Source organism: Microbacterium sp. ZOR0019 (assembly GCF_000800925.1).
Taxonomy (GTDB): Bacteria; Actinomycetota; Actinomycetes; order Actinomycetales; family Microbacteriaceae; genus Microbacterium; species Microbacterium aurugineum.
The window spans coordinates 1-18,568 of record NZ_JRKC01000015.1 but is presented as its reverse complement, the minus strand read 5'-3'; the positions used below and the strand labels follow the sequence as shown (position 1 = coordinate 18,568).

General features: G+C 69.0%; 18 protein-coding genes and 1 pseudogene. 10 read left to right on the top strand and 9 right to left on the bottom strand.

Annotation, left to right across the window (positions count from 1 at the left end; translation table 11 throughout):
• Positions 1–243: 243 nt before the first annotated feature.
• Positions 244–684, bottom strand: a complete 441-nt coding sequence (gene arfB, locus L978_RS05030; RefSeq protein ID WP_047520943.1) for an alternative ribosome rescue aminoacyl-tRNA hydrolase ArfB — start codon at positions 682–684, stop codon at positions 244–246.
• A 122-nt stretch (positions 685–806) separates the two neighbouring features.
• Here arfB and L978_RS05025 point away from each other — a divergent pair, with 122 nt between their 5' ends.
• Together L978_RS05025 and L978_RS05020 are read left to right on the top strand one after the other, a co-directional pair.
• Positions 807–2,555 (top strand): sensor histidine kinase, encoded by a 1,749-nt coding sequence (locus L978_RS05025; protein ID WP_156118229.1) that lies wholly within the window; start codon positions 807–809, stop codon positions 2,553–2,555.
• A complete protein-coding gene (locus tag L978_RS05020; protein WP_047520939.1) occupies positions 2,543–3,205 on the top strand; it encodes a response regulator transcription factor in 663 nt (220 codons plus the stop codon). The genes L978_RS05025 and L978_RS05020 overlap by 13 nt, the downstream gene beginning before the upstream one ends.
• 32 nt (positions 3,206–3,237) lie before the next feature.
• Here L978_RS05020 and L978_RS05015 read toward each other — a convergent pair whose 3' ends face one another.
• Entirely contained in the window at positions 3,238–4,488 is a 1,251-nt protein-coding gene (locus tag L978_RS05015) for a serine hydrolase domain-containing protein (protein WP_081996924.1), read from the bottom strand.
• Between the two features lie 193 nt (positions 4,489–4,681).
• Between L978_RS05015 and L978_RS05010 the strand changes: the two genes are divergently transcribed.
• A complete protein-coding gene (locus L978_RS05010; RefSeq protein ID WP_052193344.1) occupies positions 4,682–5,947 on the top strand; it encodes a serine hydrolase domain-containing protein in 1,266 nt (421 codons plus the stop codon).
• On the top strand, positions 5,944–7,524 hold the full coding sequence (dacB, locus tag L978_RS05005; RefSeq protein WP_052193343.1) for a D-alanyl-D-alanine carboxypeptidase/D-alanyl-D-alanine endopeptidase: 1,581 nt from the start codon (positions 5,944–5,946) through the stop codon (positions 7,522–7,524). The genes L978_RS05010 and dacB overlap by 4 nt, the downstream gene beginning before the upstream one ends.
• Positions 7,525–7,557: 33 nt before the next feature.
• Here the strand turns inward: dacB and L978_RS05000 are convergent, their stop codons facing one another.
• Positions 7,558–8,559, bottom strand: coding sequence for a TIGR00341 family protein (locus L978_RS05000; RefSeq protein ID WP_047520937.1), 1,002 nt, complete (start codon positions 8,557–8,559; stop codon positions 7,558–7,560).
• Positions 8,560–8,681: 122 nt separating this feature from the next.
• Positions 8,682–8,757 (bottom strand): annotated as a pseudogene (locus L978_RS18685).
• Positions 8,758–8,979: 222 nt separating this feature from the next.
• Between L978_RS18685 and L978_RS18280 the strand changes: the two are divergent.
• Together L978_RS18280 and L978_RS04985 are read left to right on the top strand one after the other, a co-directional pair.
• Positions 8,980–9,897, top strand: coding sequence for a hypothetical protein (locus tag L978_RS18280; protein WP_153242835.1), 918 nt, complete (start codon positions 8,980–8,982; stop codon positions 9,895–9,897).
• 9 nt (positions 9,898–9,906) lie between these two features.
• The gene (locus L978_RS04985; protein WP_047520932.1) at positions 9,907–10,212 is read left to right on the top strand and encodes a DUF4229 domain-containing protein; all 306 of its coding nucleotides are present in this window, start codon (positions 9,907–9,909) and stop codon (positions 10,210–10,212) included.
• Positions 10,213–10,227: 15 nt separating this feature from the next.
• Here the strand turns inward: L978_RS04985 and L978_RS04980 are convergent, their stop codons facing one another.
• The 3 genes from L978_RS04980 to L978_RS04970 are packed head-to-tail and all read right to left on the bottom strand — an operon-like array spanning position 10,228 to position 11,925.
• On the bottom strand, positions 10,228–11,202 hold the full coding sequence (locus L978_RS04980; protein ID WP_047520930.1) for a 1,4-dihydroxy-2-naphthoate polyprenyltransferase: 975 nt from the start codon (positions 11,200–11,202) through the stop codon (positions 10,228–10,230).
• A gap of 51 nt (positions 11,203–11,253) precedes the next feature.
• A complete protein-coding gene (locus L978_RS04975) occupies positions 11,254–11,544 on the bottom strand; it encodes a DUF4287 domain-containing protein (RefSeq protein ID WP_047520928.1) in 291 nt (96 codons plus the stop codon).
• A gap of 18 nt (positions 11,545–11,562) precedes the next feature.
• Positions 11,563–11,925, bottom strand: a complete 363-nt coding sequence (locus tag L978_RS04970) for a cupin domain-containing protein (protein ID WP_047520926.1) — start codon at positions 11,923–11,925, stop codon at positions 11,563–11,565.
• A 45-nt stretch (positions 11,926–11,970) separates the two neighbouring features.
• On the opposite strand from L978_RS04970, the gene L978_RS04965 reads away from it, so the two are divergent.
• Entirely contained in the window at positions 11,971–12,996 is a 1,026-nt protein-coding gene (locus L978_RS04965; protein WP_081996923.1) for an ArsR/SmtB family transcription factor, read from the top strand.
• A gap of 9 nt (positions 12,997–13,005) precedes the next feature.
• On the opposite strand, the gene L978_RS04960 is transcribed toward L978_RS04965, so the two are convergent.
• Positions 13,006–13,464, bottom strand: coding sequence for an Lrp/AsnC family transcriptional regulator (locus L978_RS04960; protein ID WP_047520924.1), 459 nt, complete (start codon positions 13,462–13,464; stop codon positions 13,006–13,008).
• 72 nt (positions 13,465–13,536) lie between these two features.
• Between L978_RS04960 and L978_RS04955 the strand changes: the two genes are divergently transcribed.
• Both L978_RS04955 and L978_RS04950 read left to right on the top strand, forming a co-directional pair.
• Entirely contained in the window at positions 13,537–14,976 is a 1,440-nt protein-coding gene (locus tag L978_RS04955) for a DUF6421 family protein (RefSeq protein WP_047520922.1), read from the top strand.
• A gap of 131 nt (positions 14,977–15,107) precedes the next feature.
• The gene (locus tag L978_RS04950) at positions 15,108–15,767 is read left to right on the top strand and encodes an SDR family NAD(P)-dependent oxidoreductase (protein ID WP_047520920.1); all 660 of its coding nucleotides are present in this window, start codon (positions 15,108–15,110) and stop codon (positions 15,765–15,767) included.
• 24 nt (positions 15,768–15,791) lie between these two features.
• On the opposite strand, the gene L978_RS04945 is transcribed toward L978_RS04950, so the two are convergent.
• The gene (locus tag L978_RS04945; RefSeq protein WP_047520918.1) at positions 15,792–17,255 is read right to left on the bottom strand and encodes an MFS transporter; all 1,464 of its coding nucleotides are present in this window, start codon (positions 17,253–17,255) and stop codon (positions 15,792–15,794) included.
• 55 nt (positions 17,256–17,310) lie between these two features.
• Here L978_RS04945 and L978_RS04940 point away from each other — a divergent pair, with 55 nt between their 5' ends.
• On the top strand, positions 17,311–18,378 hold the full coding sequence (locus tag L978_RS04940; RefSeq protein WP_047520916.1) for a threonine aldolase family protein: 1,068 nt from the start codon (positions 17,311–17,313) through the stop codon (positions 18,376–18,378).
• Positions 18,379–18,568: the final 190 nt, after the last annotated feature.

Genomic DNA, 18,568 nt, shown 5'->3' with positions numbered 1-18,568 from the left:
CGGGTTCAGCGCGGCCGCAGCTGCCGCTCTCGGGAATCTGGGCACCTCCGCCGAGGAGTTGCTCGCGGCAGTCGGCCGGTTGCGGGAGCTCCCGCGCCCCGGCGGCTCCGCAGCCGGCTGACCGGCAGAAGGGCAGGTCACCCCCGGGTGCGCTCCTCGAGGTAGCGCTTCTCGTCGATCTGGCCGTTTGCGGGCGAAAGTGCGACGGGAGCGCGGAAAGGAACCGCGCAGGTCGCTCCGCGCTCAGGAGTCGCGAGGCGGTCGACGCAGGTTCTTGGTCTCGGTGCGGCGCTGCTTCGCCTTCAGCCGACGCTCCTTCGAACCGCGAGTGGGTGCGGTCGGGCGACGCGGAGGAGCCGGCGGGCGCAGCGCCTCGGCCACCAGCGCGACGAGCCGATCCCGCGCGGCGTCTCGATTGCGCAGCTGTGCACGGTGCTCGGATGCCGCGATCGTGAGCACCCCGTCGACCAGACGCCCGCTGAGCCGGTCGAGCAGCCGATTCCGCTGATGCGGGGAGAGCACCGCCGAGTTCGCCGCATCCCAGACGAGCTCCGCCCGCGAATCCGCGGTGTTGACACCCTGCCCGCCGGGTCCCGACGACCGCGAGAAGCGCCACGACAGCTCGGACTCGGGGATGGTGAGACCCGACGAGACCCGCAGACCGGGGCGATGGGAAGAAGGCATACCTCCATCATCGGCCCTTGCGAGGCCGCACTCGACGACGACCGCTGTCCGGTTGCCCTGCGGCACCCCCGTCCGCCAGTGTGGAAGCACACCGACCCGTCCTGCTCACCGAGAGACCCTTCGTGTCTGCCCCCGTCTCGCCCCTCACCAGCCCCACACCGCGACGCCTGCAGGGCGGCCGCACGGGGTCGCTCGAACTCGCCCTGATGGTCGTCGCCGTCTTCACGGCCCTGCTCGGAATCATCGTGATCGCCGTCGGCTCCGAGCAGAGTGGCGAGCCGTTCGCCGTGCTGGCTTTCGTCGCACTCGCGTGGATCTGGGCGGGCGCGGGGATCTGCGCGTGGTGGCGGCGGCCGACCAACGGCATCGGTGGTCTGCTCCTGGTCGGTTCCCTTTCGATCTTCCTCATGAGCACCGGCGTTCTCGGCCCTCCCTCGATGAACTGGCTCAACGCGATCTTCGCGACGACGCCGCTCGGCGTCGCGATCCATCTGCTGCTCGCGTTCCCTTCCGGGCGCGTCCGTGGCCGACTCTCGGCGACCGCGGTCGTGCTCGGCTACGTGACCTGCATCGTCTTCGACACGGCACGTGCGCTCACGACCGGCACCCCGGCGTTCGAACCGCTGTCATTCGTGCAGAGCGTGCTCGGCGTCACGGCCATGGCCATGACCGCGGTGGTGCTCGCCCAGCGCTTGCGGTCCGCGGATGCGGCGCATCGGCGACGCCTGCTCCCTCTCTACACGTACGGACTTCTCGCGGTGATCTGCCTGCCGCTCATCCCGAACGTCCTGTTGCCGATGGGACTCGACTTCGACATCGTCATCTCCTTGCAGTGCGTGCTTCTCGCGGGACTGCCGATCGCGTTCCTCTTCGGGGTCCTCCGCGGCGGTTTCTCCCGCACGGCTCCCCTCGAAGCACTGAGCGAATGGCTCGCGATCCGAGGAGCAAGCCGTCCGGCCGTCGCTCAGGCACTGGCGACGACGGTCGGGGATGAAACGCTGCGGGTCTCGTACTGGGACGCCACGAAAGGACAGTATGTCGACGAACGCGGCGAGCAGGTGCTCCGTGACCAACGCCTCTCCGCCCGCGACCGCGCATGGCTTCAGGTGAGAGTGGATGACGACGTCGTCGGGGCCGTCGACTACGACGCCCGGATGATCGCCGAGCCAGGCCCCGTGCGTCGCGCCGCCGAGGTCCTCGCCATCGCCCTCGATCGCGAACGCCTGACCACGCAGCTCCTCGTCAGCAACGAAGCTCTCAGCCGGTCGCGGGTCCGCCTCGTCGAAGCAGCCGACCGTGAACGCTCGCGCATCGCGCGCGATCTGCACGACGGCTTGCAGATGCAGCTCGTCCTCCTCGCCATCGAAGCACAGACCATCGCGAACGCAGCCGGCGGATCCGCCGTGACCGGCGACATCGAGAAGCTGCGTCGAGGGATCGACCTCGCCGCCGCCGACCTGCGTCGCCTCGTCCACGACGTGCTGCCGGCCGCTCTGCTCGAGCGGGGCCTCCTCGCCGCCACCGAAGACCTGATGGATCGCTTGTCCGTGCCGACGACGCTCGTGGCGGACGTCGACGAGACGATGATCTCGACGTCCACCGCCCACACCGCGTACTTCATCATCGCGGAGGCCTTGGCCAACACCGTCAAGCACGCCGGAGCCTCCCGGGTCCGCATCGCCCTGACTCAGCACGACGGGCGGATCTCGCTCGACGTGGAGGATGACGGGGTCGGCGGCGCGCGGATCGGCGGAGGCGCGGGCCTGCGCGGCCTCGCCGACCGGGTGGACGCGCTCAGCGGCACCATCTCGATCCGCTCGGAGCCGTTGCGCGGCACCCACGTCCGCGTGGAGCTGCCATGCGCGTCGTGATCGGCGAGGACGAAGTGCTGCTACGCACCGGCATCGCCCACATCCTCTCGAACGACGGGTTCGATGTGCTCGCCACCGTCGGCGACGCGTTCCACCTCGAGCAGGAGGTGGAACGGCACCGGCCCGACCTCGTTCTCACCGACATCCGGATGCCGCCGACGCACACCGACGAGGGACTGGTCGCCGCCGTGCGGATACGTCGCGCCCATCCGAACCTCGGCGTGGTCGTGGTCTCCCAGCACGTACAACGCCGGTACGCCACCGAGCTCCTCGAGGGCGGCGGCGGTTTCGGATACCTGCTCAAACAACGGATCGCCGATGTCCACACGTTCACGGCCGATCTCCGTCGTGTCGCCGCCGGTGGCACCGCCCTCGACCCCGAGGTCGTCTCGGTGCTGGTGGCACGGGCGAGCCGCGGCGCATCGGCCGTCGCGCGTCTCACACCCCGTCAGGTAGAAGTGCTCGAGTTGATGGCGCAGGGACGCAGCAATGCGGCCATCGCCGCACAACTCGTGTTGAGCGAGAAGGCCGTCGTGCAGCACACCTCCAGAATCTACGACGCGCTCGACCTCCCCGTCGACGCGGACGATCATCGTCGCGTGCTCGCCGTCATCCGCCATCTTCAGGCGGTGCCCCCGCCCGCGACCTGAGACCCAGGGCGCGGGCGGGCCGATGGCAGCTCTCAGCCGCCGCCGTACATCGCGTCCATCAGCGAACGAGCGATGATCGCCGCTGCCGGCTTCCCCTCCAGGTTGGGCGCGAGCGTCGCCCACACGACCACGGTCACATCCGTGTCCGGGTCGTACCCCATGAACGAGTTGTATCCCGGCAGTTCCCCGATGTGGCCGTAGAACGGTCCCATCCCTGCCAGCCCCCAGCCGTACGCACCCTCTCCTTCCGACGGCTGGACACTCTCGATCCGGCGCTGTTGCATCCCGTCACTCAGCAATCCGCCCCCGCCGAGCGCCGCGACCCAGTCCGCCAGCTCCGGAGCCGTGGATATACCCGATCCGGCCGCCCACGCCCACGAAGGGTTGTCCGCCGCATGGTCGGTGGGAAGCATCTCCCCGGCCTCGACGGCTGCACGGTCCTCCGCCGACAGCTCCGAGCCGTCCATGGTGTCGACGTTGTTCGAGAACATGTAGCCGTGAGCATACGGCGACGGCATCGATGCATCGGAGAGCGCAGGCATCGACGTCTCGATCAGACCGAGCGGTTGGAACAGTCGCTCCTGGAAGATCTCAGGAAGCGGCTTCTGCTCGAGCTCCTCCGCGATCAGTCCGAGCAGAATCGTGTTCGTGTTGGAATACGCGTATCCCTTGCCGGGCTCGAAGGACGGTGACTCCGCGAGGCCCATCCGTACGAGCTCCTCCGGGTCCCACACCCGCTCAGGGGTCTCGTCCATCGCGGCGTTCAACTCGAGTGTGGCCGTGTAGTTGAACAGGCCGCTGCGCATCGTCAACAACTGCTCGATCGTGATGCCGTCACCGTTCGGCACGTCAGGCCGGTACTTCGACACCGGATCCTCGAGGGCGATCGCTCCTTCTTCGACCAGTTGCAGGATCGCCGTGCCCGTCCAGGTCTTGGTGTTCGATCCGATCCGCACATGGTCATCGATCGTCACGGGGGTCGAACCGCCCCACTCCGTCACCCCGTACGGCACCTCGAGGTCTCCGTCCGGCGTCCGAACGATCATGACCGCGCCGGGCAGCATCATCTCTTCGGCCTGCTGCTCGAACACCGCCGTCAACGTCGCGGCGTCGAACTCCACGACTCGCCCTGACAACGCAGAGTCGGCGACGGATGCCGCCGGCGTGGGTGCCGCCGCCGCGCACGCGGTGAGGCTGACGGCGGTCACGGCCGCAGCGAACAGCGCGAGCAGCCGAAGCGCCGGCAACGGCGTGCGCTGCTGTGCGTCCTCGAAACCCACCATGTGCTCGGCACTCCTCCTCGGACCCCGCAGGCAGTCGGGGACCTGGAACAGTTTCACCGGTGCGATCCCGCGGCAGCCATAGACCTGAGTCGCCATTCCGAAGAGGCGACCGGGGTCCATTGCTGCCGGCGCCGCTGTGCACCACAGTGGCTGGGGTGGGCCATCGCCCGCCGAACCTCACGCTGGGAGACCCATGACGCACCGCACCCGACGCCCGCTGCTCACGTCTGCGCGCACGCGCGCAGACACGCGGGCTCCCCGGACCGATGCTGACGGTGCCCACGCGCGGGCCGTCACCGGTCTCGCCACAGTCGCGATCTTCGCCGTGCTGCTGGCGGGGTGCAGCGGGGCGCCAACACCGGCAGCGAGTACCAGCGGCGGTTCCGATACCTCCGGCACGCTCCGCCCCGCGGCGCCCGAGGGTACGCTGCCCGACGAGACGCAGACCGCGCTACAGCAGATCGTCGACCAGGCGATGGCCGAGTACGCGGTCCCCGGCGCCGCCGTCGGCGTATGGATTCCGGGCGAGGGCTCGTGGACCTCGGCCGTCGGCCTCGCCGACATCGAGGGCGAGGTGCCGGTATCGCTCGATATGAGCTGGCCCCTGCGAAGCGTCACCAAGTCGTACACCGTGACCCTCATCCTCCAGCTCGTCGACGCGGGCGAGATCAGCCTCGACGACACGATCGACCGGTACGTCGACGGGATCACGAACGGTGACAGCATCACGATCCGTCAGCTCGCCGACATGTCGAGCGGCAACGCGGATTACACGACGACCGAGGGCTTCGGCGCGGCGTACAGCGCCGACGAGTCGACGATCTTCACCCTCGACCAGCTCAACGGATTCCTCGTCGACCAGCCTGCGCAGTTCGCACCGGGCACGCAGCGGATCTACACGAATGCGAACACCAACCTCCTCGGTGCGGTCGTCGAGCAGGTCGCAGGACAACCGTTCGAGGCGGCACTCGACGAGCGGATCCTGGAGCCGCTCGGACAGAACGGCACGCGGTACACCCTGGATGCCACGACGTGGACCGAGCATCCGCTCGGCTACGTGATGCTGGACGGCGAGCAGGTCGTGCAGAACGACAACCTGTCGATCTACGGACCGGCCGGGTCGATGGTGTCCACGCTCGACGACGCCCGTGTCTGGGCGGAAGCGCTGGGCTCCGGCCTCCTCCTCGAGCCCTCCACACAAGCCGAACGCCAAGACGGGGCACCCCTCGACCAGGGACCTCCCTACGATCGATACGCCCTGGGCATCGGTGAGACGAAGGGCTGGTGGGGGCACAACGGCGAGGGCTTGGGCTTCACCGCGGCGGTGTTCCACGACCCCGAGACGGGCACGAACGTCGCCGTGTTCATGAACGAATCGAATGTGGTTCCGAAGGCGCATCCTGCGGATCAGACGTTCCGCCGGATCGCCGATCTCCTCGCCGATCGGAACGCCGAATGAACGCCGCGGTCTTCCTCCGGCGCGGCGCCACGGTCGCGGCGGTGTCGGCACTCGTCCTCGCCGGCGCGACCGCATGCACCACGGAGGAACCCACCGACCCCTGGGCCGTCGACGGCCTTCCGGATGCCGCGCTGGACGTGATGAACCAGGACCGGTACGAGCACGCCACCTGGTCGATCGCCGTGCACGATCTCGAGACCGGAGAGGTCCTCATCGATCTCGGCGCGGACCGGATGGTGGAGCCAGGCTCCTTCGCCAAGACCTACAGCGCTGGAGCCGCATGGCTCGAGTGGGGTCCTGACCACACCATCACGACACCGGTCAAGCGCACCGGCGAGGTCACGGCTGGTGTCCTCGCCGGCGATCTCGTGCTCGTGGGGATGGGCGACCTCACGATGGGTGGACGCACGAAGGACGACGGAGGCGTGGACTTCACGAACCTCGACCACAACGACGCGAACTTCCTCCCCGGCTCGACGCTCACGCCCCAGGATCCCCTCGCCGGGCTGAACGATCTCGCCGCGCAGGTGAAGGCGTCGGGCATCGATTCGGTCGTCGGTGACGTGGTGGTGGACGACCGTCTCTTCACGGGCACGCTCGGCGGGCAAGCGGTGACCCCGACCGTCATCAACCAGAATCTGGTCGACGTGATGGTGCAGCCGACGGAGCCCGGAGAGCCCGCCGGAACGACGTTGACCCCCGCCGTCTCACCGTGGATCGTCACCTCGACCGTCGAGACCGTGGAGGCCGGGGGCACGACCGACATCACCATCGACGAGTCCTCGCACGACGGCGAAGTCGTCCTGTCGGGCACCATCGCGGCCGACAGCGAGCCGCAGCTCAAGGTCTATGCGTTCGACGACCCCGCCACCTTCGCACGCACGGCGTTCATCGAAGCCCTCGGGCGCGCCGACGTCGCGGTGGCCGCCGATCCGCTCGCCACGAACCCCGGGACGGAACTCGCCGAGCGCGCGGAGGTCGACACCATGCCGACGGTCGCGGAGCTGGAGTCACTCCCCCTCGCGGAGGAGGTCACGTATGTCATGAAGATCAGTTACAACCGCGGTGCGCAGACGCTCATCTGCCGTCTCGCGGTGGAGCGCGGCGACTCGGAATGCGACGCGGGCATGCCGATCGCCGGCGAGATCTGGAAGGACGCCGGGCTCGACGTCACCGGAGCAGCACTCATCGACGGCTCGGGTCTCGAGGGGAACTACGTGACACCGGCGAATGCCCTGCAGATCCAGACGTTGATGGCCCAACGCCCCGACGCCGAGCGCTGGAAGGCCACGCTGCCGGTGCTCGGCGTCGACGGCTCGCTCGCGATGGTCGGGGCCGACGGCCCGGCCGCCGGCAAGGTGTTCGCGAAGACCGGCACCCTCCTCAACTGGGACGCCTTCAACCAGCGCTTCCGACTCGCCACCAAGACACTCGGCGGCGTCATGGAGACGGCGTCCGGACGCGACCTCGCTTTCACGATCATCGTCACCCAGGGGTTCTTCGACGACCTGGACGGCATCCTCGACGCGAATGACGACGTCGGCGCCGTGACCGCGATCATCCAGCAGGCCTTCTGACGTCGCGCGGTCGTTCCCGACGGATGGGGGTACTCACTGTACGACGAGCTCGGTCCCCTGGCCCGCGTCGACGACGACCCCGATGTACGAGGGCACGGTCTTGGCGATCTCCTCCTGAAGGTCGTCCAGCGGCGGAGTCGAGCCGTCCGGGGTGGTGAGGGAGACCGTGGCCGTCAGCCCGCTCCACTGCACCGGCCCGTGGATGTGCCCGCCGCTCTCGTCTCCGAGCCAGTCAGCCGTCACATTCCGGATGCTGACCGACCAGCGGGCGACCGCGATCGAGGCGATCGAGTTCGCCGCCAGCGGGAGAGCGATGATCAGGGCCAGCGTCACGACGATCGCATAGGCCCGGCGCCGATCGGCGGTGGGCGAAGAACCGGGGTCCCGCGCGTACCCCGCCACCGTGAACACGATGCTGCCCGCGATCACCAGCGCGAACACGTTCGAGAGGAAGAGGACGAGAGCACCGAGCGCCTCGGGCCACTGCCCCTGCCCCGCGCACACGCCGACCACGCCGAGCGGCGGCACGAGGGAGATCGCGATCGCGACGCCCGGCATCACCGCGCTCAGGTCCTTGCGGCACATCGCGAATCCGCCGGCGAACCCGGTCGCCAGCGCGGCCATCAGATCCATCAGGCTCGGCGAGGTGCGTCCGATCACCTGCGAGTTGGTGGACAGGCTCTCCGGGGTCGCGACGAAGACCGCGAACACCAATCCGAGCGCGATGACGATGACGACCCCGCTGAGGACCCACAGGATTGACGAGAGGACCCTCCGCGGATGGCCGGTGACGATCCCCCAGGCGATGCCGAGGATCGGTGTGCCCAGCGGGGCGATGATCATCGCCCCGATCACGGTCGCCGTCGAGTCGGTCAGCACTCCCGCGATCGCGATCACGCCGGAGAGCGTGAGCATGATGAGGAATCCCGTCCGCTTGCTGAGGGCGTCTCCGGCGCCCAGGTTCAGCGCATCGTCCAGGGCCTCGGCCGACAGCCGCTGCGACGGCGGGATCAGAGTCTGCGTCAGTCTCGACATGCCGCGGACCCCGTCTCCGCGCCTCGTGTTCTCGTCATGACCGAAAGCTAGGCACGCGGACCCCTGCGCGCAAGATCCCCTCGCCCGCACGGGAGGAGGTGTGGCGGACCGTCGGGAAGAAGTGGACGCGACGGCGGGAGTCGAACCCGCAACGCCGTCAGGTATGAGCTGAGGCCCGGGACCACCCGGATCGCCGCGATGCGAACGACGTTACCCGGCCGTGATCTTCCTCGCTAGAACCGTTTCCTGGGATGACGCTCCGAGTCTGCGGATGACCGGCGGCTTCCCAGGCGGCTTCCCGTGGGATGCGAAACCCCGGACGCGGCGTCGGCCCGTCAGCATGTCGTCCCGCGACACACCGACAACCGCACGACGCGTCTGGGTTTCGGCAACGCCCTCGGATCAGGGACGATGAGGAGCATGCTCTGGCCCTTCGGATCGACCTGGCGCCCGGTGCGGTGGAGACGGCGCGACGCCCTCGAGCTGCGCTGGCTCTCGGCCCGCACGTGGACCCGCCGCTGGTACCCCCAGGGCATCGACCTCGGCAGCTGGCGCGACCGCCCCACGATCGCCGTGAGCTGGTTCCGGCAGCGCCTCGACGGCGTCCATCTCGCCTCCCGCGTCACCCTCGTCGACCGGGAACGCGCGCGACACCTGGACATCATCCTCGTGGTCACCGGGGACGACGGCGAGCTCGAGCCGGCGCCGATCCACGCCGGTGGCCTCGCCTGGTTCGGGGATCGATTGTTCGTCGCGGCGACGGGACGCGGCATCTGGGAGTTCGACCTCTCCGACATCCGCCAGGTCCGCGGCGCCGACGCCCGACGACTCGCCGGAGCGCGCGCCCGTAGGAGCCGTGCCACCGCGCTCGTGGCCGTGCGCACCGCCGTGCATCCGGTCGCTCTGCGCTGCTCCTTCCTCGGCCGGGTGTTCGACGACGACGGCTCTCCCCTCCGACGCGTGCTCATCGGCGAGCACCGCACCGACGGCAGCGGCCGGATCGGCGAGTTCTCCATCCCCGAGGACCCTGAGGACGCCTTCCTCGAAACGGACCGCTTCGCCCCCGACATCGCCCGCATGCAGGGGGCTGTGCGGTGGGGCGACCGCTACTTCGTGTCACAGTCCGACCAGTTGCACCCCGGCGTGCTGTGGAGCGGTCCGCAGTCCGCGCTCACCCGAGATCGCGCGGCACTGCCGGTCGGCTGCGAGGACCTCGCACTCGACCTCGACGCCGAGCTGCTGTGGACGCTGGGCGAACACCCCTGGCGGCGCGTGGTGCGTGGCATCCCCTTCGCTCACCTGGGCATCGGCGACGGAGGCAAAGCACAGCGAACGTAGACTGAAGGGGTGAAGAAGCCCGCCCCTTTCCTCGTCTACACCGTGCTGCGGCTGCTGGCATTCCTGGTGCCGCTCGCCATCCTGTGGTTCTTCCTCCCGATCTTCCGCGAGTTCTGGTGGCTCGCGGCGATCTTCGCCGCCCTCATCGGGATGAGCATCTCGATGCTGTTCCTGCGCACGCCCCTCACCGACGTCTCCGCCCGCTTGCAGGAGCGTCGGGAGAGCCGCTCCTCCGGCGGTCAAGCCGACGCGGAGGCCGAGGACCGGGCCATCGACGATGCGAACGAATCCGTCGACGACGACCCGCGGGTCTGACTCTCGCGCGCCGGGTCAGCCGACGAACGCCCAGAAGAGAGCGCCCGCGTAGAGCAGCGCGGTGAGAGAGGTGAGCGCCAGCGCGGTCACCAGCTCCTTCGGCTGCCGGTACGACCAGACGATCGCGATGGCGGGGAGACCTGCGAGCAACGCCAGCAGCGAGATCCACGCGATCGGGAACAGCAGCGCCAGGACGGCCGCGATGCCGAACGGCACCAGGACGAACAGCGTGAACAGCACCTGCGTCGCCCGGCGCCCGATCAGCACGGTGAGCGTGCGCTTGCCGACCTCGCGGTCCTGATCGATGTCTCTCAGGTTGTTGGCCAGCAGGACGGCGCATGCGAACAGGCCGGCGGCGATCGCCCCGAGCCAGGCCTGCTGCGGCAGGTCGAACACCTGCACCCACGTGGTGCCGAGCGTCGCCACGAGCCCGAAGAACACGAACACGAAGACCTCGCCCAGGCCGTAGTAGCCGTAGGGACGCTTGCCCCCGGTGTAGAACCACGCCGCGATGATGCACGCGGCACCGACGGCGAGCATCCACCACTGCCCCGTGCGGATCACGATCGCCAGCCCGACGGCTGCGGCGAGCGCGAAGAAGCCGAGACCGATGATCAGCACGGTGCGGGGCTTCACCCGTCCGGAGGCGGTGAGCCGCGCCGGGCCGACGCGGTGGGCGTCCGTCCCGCGGATGCCGTCGCTGTAGTCGTTCGTGAAGTTCACACCGATCTGCAGCAGCACCGCGACGGCGAGACAGGCGAGCGCGATGACCCAGTGGAACTCGGGACCGGTGCTGCGCGCCGCCCCCGTGCCGATGACCACCGGCGCGATCGCGAGCGGCAGCGTGCGCAGCCGTGCAGCCCCGATCCAGTCGGATACCGTCACCGGCCCCGCTTCGACGACCGGACGCTTCGCCGGGTTGCCGCTTCTGCGGGTCGGCGTGCGCTGGGCACTCGGGGCCTTCTTCTTGCGCTGGGAGGATGCTGCCACGCAGGGAATCCTACTGGCCGGGACGATGCGCGGCCTGCGCGTGCGGAGGGATCAGGCGTTCGGATTGCTGTCCTTGCCGTCGAGCCACAGGGTGTCGGAGGCGTCCCCGTGGGCGCCGCCCTTGCCCACGTGCTTGTCGCTGATCTGTGGACCCTTCGTGATCACGTGCACGAGCGCCATCGCGTGGCCCTGTCCCAGCTGATAGTCCTCTTTGAGCCACGCGACGATGGGCGCGGCCTTGGTCGTCTGGTCGAAGCCCTTCTCCGTGGCGCGTTCGATGAACTGTCGCGGGGTGAGGCCGGTCTTGGTCTCGATGTTGTCGAGGTATGCCTGGAAGGACATGGGGTCTCCTACGGTGTGTCAGTCCTCGTCGAGGAACGTCTGGATGATGGTGGCGGAGGCGTGGATGCCGATGATCTTGAGAACCCCGTCACCCGCATTGATGAAGCGGTGCGGGATGAAAGCGGGGCCGGTGACCGTGTCTCCGGCCTCGGCGACGAAAGTCTCCTCGCCCACCGTGATCGAGGCGACGCCCTCGATCACGACCCAGGTCTCAGGATAGGGATGCCAGTGCAGCCCCGGCCCCTCGCCCGGCTGATTCTCGACGAAGAAGTACGACACTTCGGCGCCGTGTTCGACCCCGACGAATCGGCGGCTGCGACCCGAGCCGATGCGGATATCGGCGCCGGCGACGACCGCCACGGGAAGAGATGTGCTGTTCATGATCCCAGTCTCGACAGCGAAGGACTCACCCCCTAGAGTTTCGATGTGCATCGAAACTCCGGTCCGATCGAGGGCATTGAGCATCCCGATCATCGGGTCGAGTTCCACCTCACCCCCGGCGACGTCGAGGCGGTGCGGTTCGGCATCTCACCCGGTCACGAACTGGCTCACGCGGTACGTGTGCTGCGGCGTCCCGCCGCGCATCCACTGCAGTGGGGATGGCTGCGGGCGGTTCGCGATCGTCTTCCGTGCGACGACTTCGCCCTGCTCACCACCGTGATCGGAGATGACGGCTACCTGCCCGACTTCCTGACCACCGCGCCCCGGTGGGACCTGACGCCCGAGGTCGAGCTCGAGGAGCTGCGCGGCGCACCGCTCGAGCCGATGCGCGTCGACTTCGGGAAGATGGTGGTGCGTTCGGCCGGCGCTCGACGACAGGCGCTGCGCGAGATGCAGGATCACCCCGAGCGCGCCCGCGGCCTCATCGCGGACGCCTGCGCCGCCGTCTGGGACGCGGCGCTCGCCCCGGTGTGGCCGCAGCTCGAGCGCCTGCTGCGCGCCGACATCGCCGTCCGCACGCGCGCGATCGCGAGCACGGGCATCGCGGGGATGGCCGGCGACCTGCACCCTCAGGTGACCTGGGGTGCAGGTGCCGTCCGTGTCTCCCTCCGCCGTCACAGCGAGCAGGTCGACTGCCGGGGAAGCGGTCTCGTCCTGGTCCCCTCGGTCATGTCGTCGTGGGGGTGCATGGTGCTCACCGAGCCCCCCGCGCAACCCACCCTGTTCTACCCCGCCCGAGGCGTCACGGCCGGCTGGGCGCGGGACGCGACCGACATCGCCGATGCCCTCGGCGCGCTGCTGGGGCCGGCCCGCGCCGGCATCCTGCTTCGGGCCGGCACCGCCCGCACCACCTCCCAGGTCGCCCAGGAGGCCGACCTCGCGATCTCGACCGCCTCGCATCACCTCGCCGTGCTCCGAGGCGCCGGCCTGATCGCCAGCGAACGCGATGGCGCCAGGATGCAGCACCTGCGCACCCCGCTCGGCGAGGCGATGGTGGGCGCCGTGCTCTGAGTCGCGCGGCTACTCGGTCGAGCCCACCGGGATGATCGGCCGGTGCTCGTAGTAGGTCTGCAGCACCACGGTGGTGCGCGTGCTGACGTTCGCCGCGAGGCGCACGTCCCGCACGAGCTCCTCGAGCGCCCGCGGAGTCGGGACGCGGACGAACAGCATGTAGCTCGCGTCGCCGGCGATGGAGTGGCAGGCCTCGATCGCGCCGAGGTGCTCGAGCATCTCGGGCGCGTTGTCGGGCTGAGCCGGATCGAGCGGCGTGATCTCGATGAAGGCGGAGAGCGGCGTGCCCACCTGCTCGGGGTCGAGGATCGCCCGATATCCGGAGATCACGCCGCGCGTCTCCAACCTGCGCAGGCGGGACTGCACCGCCGAGACCGAGAGCCCGACGGCATCCGACAGCTGGGAGAGCGTGGCACGCCCGTCACGGGAGATCGCGGTCAGGATCGCGCGGTCGACAGAGTCATCCATAGCTGTAAGATTATCGTCAGGATTCCGTTTATGCAGGAATCTTTCCGTCTAAATCTCTGATCGGAGGTCCCGATGTCCCTTCTTTCCGCCAACAGTTCCGCTGTTCAGGCCATCGTCGGCGAACCCGAGGTCGTCGAGGACGCAGCGATCGCCGAGCAGTCCGCCGCCTGGGCGCAGCTCAAGGACGCCGCGATCGCGATCCGCGAGATGCAGATCAAGGACGGCTCGATCCCCGACGCCGCGCACCACGCCGCAGCCCGCGAGCTCGTCGGTGCGATCACCGGCGCGATCCGCGCACTCGCCCCCGCCTTCCCGCATGACGCCGAGTACCTCGCCGCATCGGTGGTCGACTTCGACCGTTGGGCATCGGAGGACTTCGGTGTGCCGGACTTCCTCGACTCGCTCGTGGCCTTCCAGCCGCAGCAGCACCGAGTCGACGGCATCCGCCACCTCGTCGTGTTCCCGATGTACACCCAGAACGGTTCGAGCGACCGCCTGGTCGAGGCTTTGATCGTCGAGACCATCTGGCCCGAGTTCATCGCTGCTCTCGAGGCGGGCGACTACGGCAACAAGCTGTTCGTCTCGCTCCGTCTAGTCGATTTCACGCCCGGCTACGACACGAACTCGGCCGTGCTGTTCCCCGAGACCGTCGCGATGCGCGAGATCCCGACCTTCACGTGGGGCGCGATCTTCCAGGACCGTGAGGCCGCCCGCTACCGTCGCGTCACCCGTGCCGCGGCCGAGATCACCAACCTCGAGCTGCCGGAGCGCGCGGCCGCGATGCTCGACGACCAGCAGGTGGCGGAGAAGACCTTCGTCATGTGGGACATCATCCACGACCGCACGCACATGCGCGGGGATCTGCCGTTCGACCCGTTCATGATCAAGCAGCGGATGCCGTTCTTCCTCTATTCGCTGGAGGAGATGCGCTGCGACATGACGGCGTTCCGCGAGTCCGTGAAGATCGAGCGCGCGCTCGCAGCCCGCATCGCCGCCGGCGAGGAACTCACCGAGACCGAGCAGGAGATGCACGACTACGCGCACCTCGTGCAGTACGCGGTGATCTTCGACCGCATCTTCCGGTTCGCCATCACGGGCACCCGCACCCGCAACTACGATGCGGTCGGCGGCCAGCTGCTGTTCGCCTGGCTGCACCAGCGCGGTGTGCTGCACTGGACCGACACCGCCCTCGCGTTCGACTGGGACAACGTGCCCGATGCCGTGGTCGCTCTGGGAGATGCGATCGACGACCTGTACTGGCACTCGATCGACCGCCCGAAGGTCGCGCACTGGCTCGCCGCATACGAGCTCGTCCGCGGCACGCTGACCCCGCACCCCGCCTCGCAGTGGGCGCGCGGTCTGTCGGACGAGATCCTCGCCGGCGCACCGAAGGGCTACACGGACGCGGTGATGGACGACGAGTTCCCGCTGTCGATGTTCTTCGAGACCCTCCACAAGAAGATGAAGCCGATCATCGAATCGACCGTCGGCATCCGCGGCACGGACGACTGATGACCACGCGCGCACCGCGCGCGTTCCGAGTGTGACGCTGGGGCGCACCGCGCTGCGGCCGGAACCTGTTCTGCGGATTCTTCCGCGGGTTCCGGCCGCAGAAGCCCCTCCGACGCGGAAGAGTGGGAGACATGGCTGAACAGACGGATTCCAGACTCTCCGGCCGCAGGGTCGTGCTGGCGGGAGCGACCAGCTCTGCGGGTCTCGCGGTCGCGCGTGCCCTGCACGGAGCCGGTGCGCACGTCATCGCCACCGGTCGCTCCGCCGACAGACTGCAGGAGCTCGCCGATGCCGGCGCCGAGGTCGTGGTCGCCGATGCGACCTCCCTCGCGGAGATGACCGCACTCGCCTCCCGGTCGGGCGCCGTCGACGCGGTGATCCCGCTGGTGGGCGGCTGGCGCGGCGGCGGCGGCCTCGCCGGGCAGTCGGACGAGGACTTCGCCGCATTGCTGCCCGCCCTCGAATCCGTGCGCGCCACGAGCCGGGCCTTCGACGCCGCGCTACGCGCCTCCGAGGCCGGACGATTCGCGATCGTGTCGTCGACCGCCGTCGCACGACCCCTCGCCGGCGGAGCGAACTACGCCGCCGTCAAGGCCGCCAGTGAGGCCTGGGCGCGGGCGGTTGCTCAGGGGTACGCGAAGGCCGCGCGGGAAGCCGGGGAACCGTTGCGCACCGCCTCCGTCGTGTTCCGTGCCAAGGCGCTCGACCCCGAGGCTCTCGCGACCCGGATCCTTTCCCTGTGGGACGCGGACGCCACCGACCTCAACGACCGGGTGTTCGACCTGAAGTGAGTCCGGACGGGATCCCCGCCGCGCTCAGCGGGGTTCCGGCGGTATGCCCGGCACGACGGGCGGGGCCTCCACGTGCCGGACCTCGGCGTGCTCTTCCGGCTCTTCTCCCCTGCTCGCGTCCGGGGTGTGCGGCGCCGACCCCTCGGCGTCTCCCTCGGGCGTCGGGATGTCCTGCTCCGGCGCCTGCGCATAGAGCTCGGTGAGCTTGCGGTATGAGCGGGTGAAGAAGGCGAGCGTCGCGGCCACCACCATGATCAGTCCCGCGAAGAGGCAGATGAGGGCGATGCCCCGGGCCTCGCCCTCGCCGAGCAGCCACCCCCACTGCTGCTGCCCCTCGGCGGTGTTCATGTACGGGATGATCAGGAACTCCGCGATCGGGGCGATCAGGAACGCGGTGATCGGCGCTGCCGCCGCTTCCATCGCCGCCGCGACCCCGAACACCCGCCCCTGTCGCTCGAACGGGACGACCTTCTGGATCACGGTCTGCTCCGCGGCCTCGACCGGCGGCACCAGTGCCATGTACACCCACATGCCGACCACGTACAGCGGCCACCACTCGCGCAGCATGAACACAGAGCCCAGCAGTCCCATCGCGATGACCACGAGCAGCATCGTGCGCATCGGCTTGGGGCCGAGGCCGAACTTCGCCACGAGCGCACCACCGATCAAGAAGCCGGTCGACGCGAACGCCAAGGCGAAGCCCCAGGTCTGCGCGTCGAACAGGGTCAGCCCGTACGGATCCATCAGCGCCATGTAGACGCCGCCGATGAGGTTGTTGAACGTGGAGAAGATGATGAGCGCGAACAGCCCGGGGGCGAGGCGGATCGCCTTCACACTGCCGCGGAAGTCGAGAGCGCTCGACGCCTCGGGGTCGGGCTTCGGCGTCCCCTCGGGGATGCGGATGAAGAGCAGGTGCGCGAAGGTGAGCGCCATCGCAGCGATCGCGATCGCGAGGGTCCAGCCCATGCCGAGGAACCCGATCGAGAGCCCCGAGAACACGCTGGTGACCAGGAAGGCGATGCCCTGCACGGTGCCCACGAGGCCGTTGGCGTTCGCGCGGCGGTCTTCAGGGATGAGCAGGGTGACGGTGGTCGAGAGGGCGATGTTGCGCAGCTGCTCGATCACTCCGCCGAACAGGATCACGCCGGAGAACAGCCAGAACCACGGGCCGCCCAGATCGAGGAGCGCTGCTTCGGGCTGCCAGAGATACAGAGCGCCGGCGACCAGGAAGGCGGCCGCCGAGATGACGCTCGAGATGACCATGACCGTGTGCTTGCGGTTGCGGTCGACGATGGTGCCGAACGCCATCGCGAAGAACGCGATGAAGAGCATGTACGCACCGCCGATGATGCCCGTGGCCAGCACGGACTGCGTCTCGATGTAGACCCAGAACGTGAGCGCGAACCAGAGGAAGCTCGTCGTCACGTTCGCAATGAGCGTGTTGACGAGGACGTTGCCGAAAGCCCTCTTGGCTGCGGTGCGCTCCATGGGATAGAGGGTAGGGCGGGGCGGGGACATCCGGTAGGGCGATTAGGCTTGAGCGGTGAGCATCCAGCATGATCCCGCGATCCGCGGCTTCGCCAGTGACAACTACTCCGGCATCCACCCCGACGTCCTCGCGGCGATCGCCGCGGCGAACGGCGGTCACCAGAGCGCCTACGGCGAGGATGCGTACACCGCCCGCCTGCAGGAGGTCTTCCAGGCGCACTTCGGCGACGGCGTGGAGGGGTTCCCCGTGTTCAACGGCACGGGTGCGAACGTGACCGGCCTGCAGTCCATGCTCCCCCGGTGGGGCGCCGTGATCGCGGCGTCGACCGCGCACATCAACGTCGACGAGGCTGCCGCCCCGGAGAAGATCGGCGGCTTCAAGCTGCTGACGGTTCCCACCGACGACGGCAAGCTCACCACCGAGCTGATCGACCGCGAGGCCTGGGGCTGGGGCGACGAGCACCGGGCGCAGCCTCTGGTGGTCTCGATCACGCAGAGCACTGAGCTGGGCACCCTGTACACCGCAGAAGAGATCCGCACGATCGCCGATCACGTGCATGAGCGCGGCATGAAGCTGCACCTCGACGGCGCCCGCATCTCCAACGCCGCCGCCGCCCTCGACCTGCCCCTGCGTGCTTTCACCCGGGACGTCGGCGTCGACGTGCTCACGTTCGGCGGCACCAAGAACGGTGCGATGCTCGGCGAGGCGATCGTGGTGCTGAACCCCGACGCCGCCGAAGGCCTCAGATTCTCGCGCAAGTTCAACATGCAGCTGTCGTCGAAGATGCGCTTCGTCTCGGCCCAGCTGATCGCGCTGCTCGAAGGCGACCTCTGGCTGCGCAACGCCCAGCACGCCAACGCCATGGCGGCCCGTCTGCGCTCCGAGATCGAGGCCGGCATCGCCGAAGGATCCATCCACGGCGTCGGCTTCACGCAGCCGACCCAGTCGAACGGTGTGTTCGCGACGCTGCCCGACGGCGTCGCGGACCAGCTCCGCGACTCGTTCCGCTTCTACGACTGGGATGCCGCCCGCAAGGAAGTCCGCTGGATGTGCGGCTTCGACACCGAGGAGGCCGACGTCGACGCGTTCGTCGCCGAGCTCTCCCGTCTCACGCGGCGCTGACCCGGGCGACCTCGGCGCGGTGCAGGGCTCGGAGCCGCGGGTACGCCCCAGACCCCCGTTGCGCGCCGAAACCCCCTGCTACTGACGCGGACAGGGCGGGGTCTCGGCGCGCAGGCGGGGTCTCGGCGCGCAGGCGGGGTCTCGGCGCGCAGGCGGGGTCTCGGCAGGCGGCGTACCGGGCGCGGGAGTG

What these genes read in the sequence shown, in the direction of transcription:
- L978_RS04945 (WP_047520918.1), bottom strand. Translation starts at nt 17,255, where the DNA reads ATGGAGCGCACCGCAGCCAAGAGGGCTTTCGGCAACGTCCTCGTCAAC.
- arfB (WP_047520943.1), bottom strand. Translation starts at nt 684, where the DNA reads ATGCCTTCTTCCCATCGCCCCGGTCTGCGGGTCTCGTCGGGTCTCACC.
- L978_RS04975 (WP_047520928.1), bottom strand. Translation starts at nt 11,544, where the DNA reads ATGTCCTTCCAGGCATACCTCGACAACATCGAGACCAAGACCGGCCTC.
- L978_RS05015 (WP_081996924.1), bottom strand. Translation starts at nt 4,488, where the DNA reads ATGGTGGGTTTCGAGGACGCACAGCAGCGCACGCCGTTGCCGGCGCTT.
- dacB (WP_052193343.1), top strand. Translation starts at nt 5,944, where the DNA reads ATGAACGCCGCGGTCTTCCTCCGGCGCGGCGCCACGGTCGCGGCGGTG.
- L978_RS04955 (WP_047520922.1), top strand. Translation starts at nt 13,537, where the DNA reads ATGTCCCTTCTTTCCGCCAACAGTTCCGCTGTTCAGGCCATCGTCGGC.
- L978_RS04950 (WP_047520920.1), top strand. Translation starts at nt 15,108, where the DNA reads ATGGCTGAACAGACGGATTCCAGACTCTCCGGCCGCAGGGTCGTGCTG.
- L978_RS05000 (WP_047520937.1), bottom strand. Translation starts at nt 8,559, where the DNA reads ATGTCGAGACTGACGCAGACTCTGATCCCGCCGTCGCAGCGGCTGTCG.
- L978_RS04960 (WP_047520924.1), bottom strand. Translation starts at nt 13,464, where the DNA reads ATGGATGACTCTGTCGACCGCGCGATCCTGACCGCGATCTCCCGTGAC.
- L978_RS04970 (WP_047520926.1), bottom strand. Translation starts at nt 11,925, where the DNA reads ATGAACAGCACATCTCTTCCCGTGGCGGTCGTCGCCGGCGCCGATATC.
- L978_RS05010 (WP_052193344.1), top strand. Translation starts at nt 4,682, where the DNA reads ATGACGCACCGCACCCGACGCCCGCTGCTCACGTCTGCGCGCACGCGC.
- L978_RS05020 (WP_047520939.1), top strand. Translation starts at nt 2,543, where the DNA reads ATGCGCGTCGTGATCGGCGAGGACGAAGTGCTGCTACGCACCGGCATC.
- L978_RS18280 (WP_153242835.1), top strand. Translation starts at nt 8,980, where the DNA reads ATGCTCTGGCCCTTCGGATCGACCTGGCGCCCGGTGCGGTGGAGACGG.